This window comes from Pedobacter sp. 01T416_2 (assembly GCF_056398925.1).
On the sequence record NZ_JBFTQI010000265.1, the window covers coordinates 1 to 7,151 of the forward strand.

At 37.0% G+C, this 7,151-nt stretch carries 7 protein-coding genes; 3 read left to right on the plus strand and 4 right to left on the minus strand.

The features are described 5' to 3' along the window. From AC1DPQ_RS12815 to AC1DPQ_RS12825, 3 genes are all read right to left on the minus strand, one after another. Positions 1–221, minus strand: a 221-nt coding sequence (locus AC1DPQ_RS12815; protein WP_477609592.1) for an ATP-binding cassette domain-containing protein, incomplete at its 3' end; no start/stop codon positions are given. A gap of 88 nt (positions 222–309) precedes the next feature. Further along, positions 310–2,010: a single-stranded-DNA-specific exonuclease RecJ gene (gene recJ / locus AC1DPQ_RS12820; RefSeq protein ID WP_477609594.1), complete on the minus strand. Its 1,701-nt coding sequence runs from the start codon at positions 2,008–2,010 to the stop codon at positions 310–312. Between the two features lie 102 nt (positions 2,011–2,112). After that, positions 2,113–3,438 carry a sulfatase-like hydrolase/transferase gene (locus AC1DPQ_RS12825; protein WP_477578296.1) on the minus strand — a complete coding sequence of 442 codons (1,326 nt, stop codon included), beginning with the start codon at positions 3,436–3,438 and terminating at the stop codon, positions 2,113–2,115. A 141-nt stretch (positions 3,439–3,579) separates the two neighbouring features. On the opposite strand from AC1DPQ_RS12825, the gene AC1DPQ_RS12830 reads away from it, so the two are divergent. Both AC1DPQ_RS12830 and AC1DPQ_RS12835 read left to right on the plus strand, forming a co-directional pair. Beyond that, on the plus strand, positions 3,580–4,926 hold the full coding sequence (locus tag AC1DPQ_RS12830) for a Fic family protein (protein WP_477609596.1): 1,347 nt from the start codon (positions 3,580–3,582) through the stop codon (positions 4,924–4,926). Between the two features lie 12 nt (positions 4,927–4,938). Continuing rightward, positions 4,939–5,706 (plus strand): MBL fold metallo-hydrolase, encoded by a 768-nt coding sequence (locus tag AC1DPQ_RS12835; RefSeq protein ID WP_477578300.1) that lies wholly within the window; start codon positions 4,939–4,941, stop codon positions 5,704–5,706. Between the two features lie 265 nt (positions 5,707–5,971). Here AC1DPQ_RS12835 and AC1DPQ_RS12840 read toward each other — a convergent pair whose 3' ends face one another. Further along, entirely contained in the window at positions 5,972–6,559 is a 588-nt protein-coding gene (locus AC1DPQ_RS12840) for a YceI family protein (RefSeq protein WP_477578302.1), read from the minus strand. Positions 6,560–6,877: 318 nt separating this feature from the next. Here AC1DPQ_RS12840 and AC1DPQ_RS12845 point away from each other — a divergent pair. Next, the coding region (locus AC1DPQ_RS12845; RefSeq protein ID WP_477609598.1) for a hypothetical protein at positions 6,878–7,151 on the plus strand (274 nt) is incomplete at its 3' end.

The window sequence follows — 7,151 nt, forward strand, 5'->3', positions numbered from 1 at the left end:
CTGCGGTACATCGGATCTTCGGTAATATCTTCTTCTTCCAAGAAGATACGGCCTTCGTTTGGTTTAATTAAACCAACAATCATGTAAAAGGAGGTTGTTTTTCCGGCACCGTTCGGGCCTAAAAGACCAACAATTTCCCCTTGACTTACATTAAAAGAAACATTGTTTACAACAGTACGCTGTTTATATTTTTTAACCAGATTTTCGGCTCTTAATATCATATATTGATTGCTCCGTCATCCTGAATTTAGTTCAGGATCTTTATAATTAGATGCTGAACAAGTTCAGCATGACGAATTTATTTTATAGTTAATTAACTTTTATTCCTTTAATATTTAATTGCAAACGTTTCTTATCACGCCACACGTTTTCCTCTAACGTATAACAAACCGAAAACGGTACCTTTGATTGTAAAAGATTTTGAAATTCTGCCAACCCAAATGCAATGCCTTCAAAAATAGGCGAATTTTGTTGTTTTATGTTAATTTTTAAATGATTTGCGCCAACAGCCATGGCTTGCTGTGCAAGATATACATTATGGGTAACAAATATAGGCGCCATATTCTCTGGCCCGAAGGGTCCCATCTGCGATAAAACACGATAGAATTTACCATCTATCTGCGCCAGCTCGATTTCGGCATCAATCCTGATCATCGGCGTAAGCAACTCCTCTGTAATACTGGCCGACACAATTTCTTCGAATTTATCTGCAAAGGCATCTACATTATGCTGTTGCATGGTTAAGCCTGCGGCAAATTTATGCCCGCCATATTGATCCAATAAATCGGCACAACCGCTTAAAGCTTCGTACAGATCGAAACCAATTACCGATCGGCAGGAACCTGCCACATGTCCGTTAGATTTTGTTAATACGATTGTTGGGCGATAATATTTTTCAGTTAAACGCGAGGCCACAATCCCGATTACTCCCTTATGCCAGTTTTCGTTAAATACAACGGTAGTTTTTTTGTTGATCAGGATATCGCTTTCGCCAATTAAAGCCAAAGCCTCGCGGGTAATGTCCTGATCGTAGGTTTTACGCTCAGTATTTTTAAGATTAATCAGTTCACTCTGCTCTAATGCATTTCCATCTACCTGGCAAAGCAACATGGCAACTGCATGTTTAGCATGGTCTATCCTTCCGGCGGCATTAATCCGCGGACCTAAGGTAAAAACCACATCGGTAATGCTATAGTTTTCGGTTTTGCCCGAAACTTCCATTAGGGCACGTAAACCTTCGCATGGATTGGAATTCAATTTTTTTAAGCCGTAATAGGCTAAAATCCTGTTCTCCCCCACTACCGGAACAATATCGGCAGCTATGCTTACCATAACCAAATCTAAATACTGCAGATAAGTTTCTTTAGGGAGCTGATGTTTTTGCGCATATGCCTGTGCAAGTTTAAAGCCTATACCGCAACCGGCCAGTTCCTTAAAAGGATATGGGCAATCAGCGCGTTTAGGATCTAAAACGGCAATAGCCTGAGGTAGTTCATCTCCAGGTAAATGGTGATCGCAGATAATGAAATCGACACCTAAATTGTTGGCGTAATCAATTTTATCGATAGATTTTATTCCACAATCTAAGGCAATAATTAAAGAGAACCCATTTTCATTGGCATAATCAATCCCTGCCGTAGAAATGCCGTAACCTTCTAAATAGCGATCGGGAATATAATATTCGATGTTTTTAGTGAGCTGCGAAAAGAAACTGAAAGCCAGTGCAACTGAAGTTGTACCATCTACATCATAATCGCCATAGATCAGTATCTTTTCGTGATTGGATAATGCAGTTTCAATGCGGGCGATTGCAACATCCATATCCTTCATTAAAAAAGGATCGTGAAGATGGTCAAGATCTGGCCTGAAGAAATCTTTGGCCTGATCGAAATCACAAATATTCCGTTGTACGAGTATTTGTGCAAGTGAGCGATCTATATTAAGTTGTTCTGCTATTTTTGTTATCGCAGCATCATTGCAATCTGATGCCAGCACCCATCTTTTTTCCATTTATTCTGTCTCCGAACAGTAAATATACATTTTAATTGGATATGATGGAGGCAATATCTAACAGGTGGACGAACAAAACCTTTAAAAACAAAAAGTTAAATTTTACTTCGAATTTCCGGGATATTCTTGATAAAGCTTGATCAGATATGCCTTTTGACTCGCATATTTTGCATCATCAATTAAATTCACACGTTCTGCCGGATCCCACGATAAATTGTAAAGTTCGGTAAGTTCTTTATTGTCTTTTCTGGTAATCCTCAACTTCCAGTCGCCATCTTTTACGCCTTCTAAAACATAATTGTGGTAATAAATCGGGCGGTGAGGTTTAGTATTGTTTTTACTGGTTAGCAAGGCTGAAATAGATTCCCCGTCGTACACTTTTTGAGGTAATTTACTCTTAGTCCATTCGGCCAGTGTAGGAAAAACATCCAGATTTGAAATGGGCTTGGTTAACTGGGTATTGTTAAGGGTATGCCCTTTCCAATACACAATAAATGGAACGCGATGGCCACCTTCGTAAGAGATCCCTTTCGAACCCCTAAAAATTCCTGCGGAGCCAACATGGTAAAATTTGGTATAACCATCCTCGTACATGCGCTGTGGCGCATTAATCCACGGACCGTTATCGCTGGTGAAGATAAAAATGGTATTGTCTGCCTGTCCGGAAGCGACAACCTGTTTCCAGATAGCAGCTAAACCGGCGTCCATATCTTCGATTACATCGCCAAGTTCACCACCGGCAGAAGGTGTTTTTCTACTTTTTTGTGCCGCAAAAGCAACAGGCAAATGTGGCATATTTTGCGCCAGGTAGAGAAAAAATGGTTTCTTAGCTGTAGCACTTTGTTTAATGAATTTGATCGATTCGCGGGTGTAAGAACTCGTTAAAATGCTATCGTGCGGTTTATATATTTCTGGTTTGGTATTTCTAAATATCTTGATTGTTGTATCAGTTTTAACATAAGGCGCTCTATAATCGTGGCTGTATAAAAGCCCATAAAACTCATCAAAACCCTTTTTATTTGGCAGCGAAACACCATGATCGCCCAAATGCCATTTACCGACCAAAGCGGTAGCATAGCCTGATTGTTTAAGCATCTGTGCAATAGTAATTTCATCTTCAGGCATACCACGTTTATCGCCCGGACCTATTGGCCATGGTAAATCCATCCTGCTACAGTATCTTCCGGTGAGCAAAGATGCCCTCGATGGCGTACAGGTTGGTGAGGTGGTTACGAAGTTTGTAGCTTTTATTCCTTTCGTAGCCATTCCATCCAAAAATGGCGTTTTGATCAGCGGACTTCCATAACAAGAAATGTCAGCATAACCCATATCATCAGCCAATACAATAATTACGTTTGGTTTTTGCTGTGCTTTTAGCTGTATCGAAAAACTACAAGCCAGCATAAAAATTAAGATTCGGAGATTCATGCCTGAAATTTAAGCATCATATTTTACAAAAAAAGGAAGTATCCAAGCTTTTACCAAAACAAATACTCAAGTTTAGATTGTTACCTTTGTTTATAGATTATTCTTAATTTAACATCTTTCATTAAAAGTTAAATCTTTGCCATGCTTTCTAAAAACTTGCTATCCGAAATTAAAGAAAAATCAGAACTGCTTAATTCTTTAAAGCCTTTAAGCGCTGAAAATCAAACTAAGCTTGATAAGAAGTTTCGTTTAGAATTTAATTTTAATTCCAATCATTTAGAAGGCAATACCCTAACCTATGGGGAAACGGAGTTATTATTAATTTTTGATCAAACAGAAGGAACGCACGATTATCGTGAGTATCAGGAAATGCAGGCACATGATGTTGCTTTGCGCATGATCCAGGAAGAAGCAGCCGAAACAGAAAGACCTTTATTGGAAAATTTCATAAGAGATTTAAATGCAAAAATCTTGGTTAAACCTTTTTGGAAAGATGCCATAACAGCAGATGGACAAGATACGCGTAAGCAGATTATACCAGGTGAATACAAAAAAACACCAAATTCAGTAAGGCTTTCGAATGGGGAAATTTTCCATTATACTGCCCCAGCTGATGTTTCAAATGAAATGGCCGAATTGGTGGCCTGGTTTAATGAAAATAACGAAAAAGAAAACCCAGTTCTTTTAGCGGCTCTTTTACATTACCGTTTTGTACGAATTCATCCATTTGATGATGGTAATGGTAGAACGGCAAGGCTTTTAATGAATTATGTTTTTGCAAAAAACAACCTGCCCTTAGTGGTTATTAAAAGTGCAGCAAAAAAAGATTATCTGGCTGCATTAAACCRTGCAGATACTGGAGATTTAAGTGCTTTTGTTGAATATATCGGCAATCAGCTTTTATGGAGCTTAGATTTGAGTATTAAAGCCGCCCAAGGGGAAGATATTGATGAGGATGATGATTTGGATAAGGAATTAGAATTGCTGAAACAGGATCTAAAACAGATACCTGGCGAGTTTGACAAGGGAAAAACTTATCCTGTCATATCGGAGACAATGCAAAAAAGTATTATACCTCTTTATTTAGAATTAGATAATAAATTCGGCAAAATAAAAGACCTTTTTAATGAGTTTCATAGCTGGATTACTATCGATTATGTAAATTCTGATGAAGAAAATTGGGGGATTGATATTGAAAAAGCGGAATTATCCACCGTAACTTTAAATGATTTTAAAATTAATACCTGTCATTTATATTTCGAATGTGCAACATTAAAAAATTCTAAGAAGGAAATAAATATTAAATATAATCTCGACATATACTTCGATGAAAATTCCTATCAAGCTCATGATGAACACCAAGCATTAAACCTCATGGAATTAGCTTATGGTAAATTTTATACAACTCTACAAGTAAATAGTATTGTAAAATCTGTAATGAGTTACATAATCTCAGAAATCAAAAAGTCTTCAAACCTTAACAATTAAATTTAATACATTTTGCAAGTTCACACCCTATTCGAAGGTACTTATTCTGTTGATGCAACAAAGAAATTTGTTCCTTTCGACCCCGCCATACATCATTTTAAAGACAGACCCGCATCGCTATTCATTAACGTTCAGCCTTTTTTGGTTGAGCTGAAAAACGACCTCGTACTTTTTGATACGGGTTTAGGATTTAGTGATGACCATGGCGAACTGATTTTGCATAAAAACATCCGCAATGCAGGTTTCGATCCTACTGATGTAACCAAGGTGTTAATGTCGCACTTACACTACGACCATTCTGGGGGCATGATTCACAAACAAGGCAACGATAAAGTTGAATTAAGTTTCCCTGATGCTGAATATGTAATTAACCGAGGCGAATGGGAAACAGCATTTAGCAGCACTTCATCTTCTTACCATACCGATATTTTCGATTTTGTACAACGCAATGCACAATTAAAATTTGTAGAGGGCGATGGCGCATTAGATGAAACCATTTCTTACGAATTTACGGGTGCACACTGTCCCAACCACCAGGTTTTCCTTTTAACCGAAGGTAAACAAAAGATATTTTTTGGAGGTGACGTGCTACCCGAGCCAGAAGAACTGGTTAAAAATTTTATTGCCAAATACGATTTCGATGGTCGCAAGGCGATGGAATTACGCAAAGAATTTGGTAAAAGTGCTGCTGAGGAAAACTGGGAATGTTTATTCTACCATGGTAAAAGTGCTGCAACTGGTTTTGTTGATGCAATTGAAGGTGGATTTAGGATTAGGTAGGTTTAGGGTTTAGGGTTTAGGGTTTAGGGTTTAGGGGAAACAGACCTATGGTGGATTTAGTATACTGAGGCTAAAAGGCGATTTATTATTTTCTTAAATCGTGGTTGGCTAAAGCCGAACCACAATCAAATTCATCTTCACCTGATTTACTTACCAATCATTCATTGTTGCCCGCTTCAGCTGGCACATAACAAAAAAGGTCCCGATAAATATCGAGACCTTTTGCATTTCAAGTCCTTCCATTAAGGGGAGGGTTGAGTGAAGTTTATTTCTTAGCTACCAATTTAACAGCTAATTCAAAGTTATCATCGATTGCTTTGTCGCCAATGCTATCGAAGAATGATTTAGAACCGTATTTGATGTCATATTTAGTTCTATCAACAACGATTTTACCTGCTAAAGCCGAAGCTGTACCATCTGCATTAACCGTTACAGTTGCAGGGAAGCTTAATGGTTTAGTAATACTTTTGATGGTTAAATTACCTGATACAGTTACGTTTGATCCTGAACCAGCAACTTTAGTAATTACGAAAGTTGAAGTTGGGAATTTAGTTGTACCGAAGAAATCGTCTGCTTTTAAGTGACCTTCTAATTTAGCGCTTCCATCAGCATCTTTAATTGAAGCCATATCAATTACAAATGTACCACCAGTTACACTTTTACCGTTAACGGCTAAGGTACCTGATTGTAAAGCTACAGTTCCGTTGTGAGAACCTGTTACTTTTTTACCAACCCAAGTAATGGTTGATTTTGCTGCATCTACAGTATAAGTTACTGGTTTAGTAGGGTTTTTAAAAGCTGACAATGCTACAACTGCCACTAATAAAAAAATTGAGCTAATTTTTAATTTCATTTTCTGGTTTTTTATAATTTGATACAAATATAGATTAACTCCCGATCTCTTGTTATTGACCTATGTTAAGTTTTTTCAAAAATAATCGGATTTATTTAAAATCATTCTATTGACTGCAGAAATATAGCAATGGTTTAATTTGTTTACTTTTTAATGTGAATATAGAAAGATAGAAGGCGGAAGGTTTAAGGTAGAGGGTTTCCTTGGCATCGCCTAAAAAATGCAAATATTTATTACCTACCTATCATGCTTAATTTTATTCTATACTGTTCATAGAAAAAATAATCTTCTATATTTAGAAAATAATATTAAATGCTCATGAAAAATAAAATTTACGCTTCATTATATTTATTCAGCTTATTACTTATTGCAAGCAGTTGTAATTTCAACAGCACTTATTTAAACCGCGAGGAAGATAAAAAAGATGCGGAGAAAGTAGCGGATCAGTTTTATACTTTTGTTGAGAAAAATGATTTGAAAAATCTAAGCCATCTTCTTAGCAATCAATTTAAAGCAGTAACCAACGCACAAAAATTAAATGATTATTTAACCGGAACTGCCAACAAGCTGGGCGAGATAGAAAGCAAAAAAC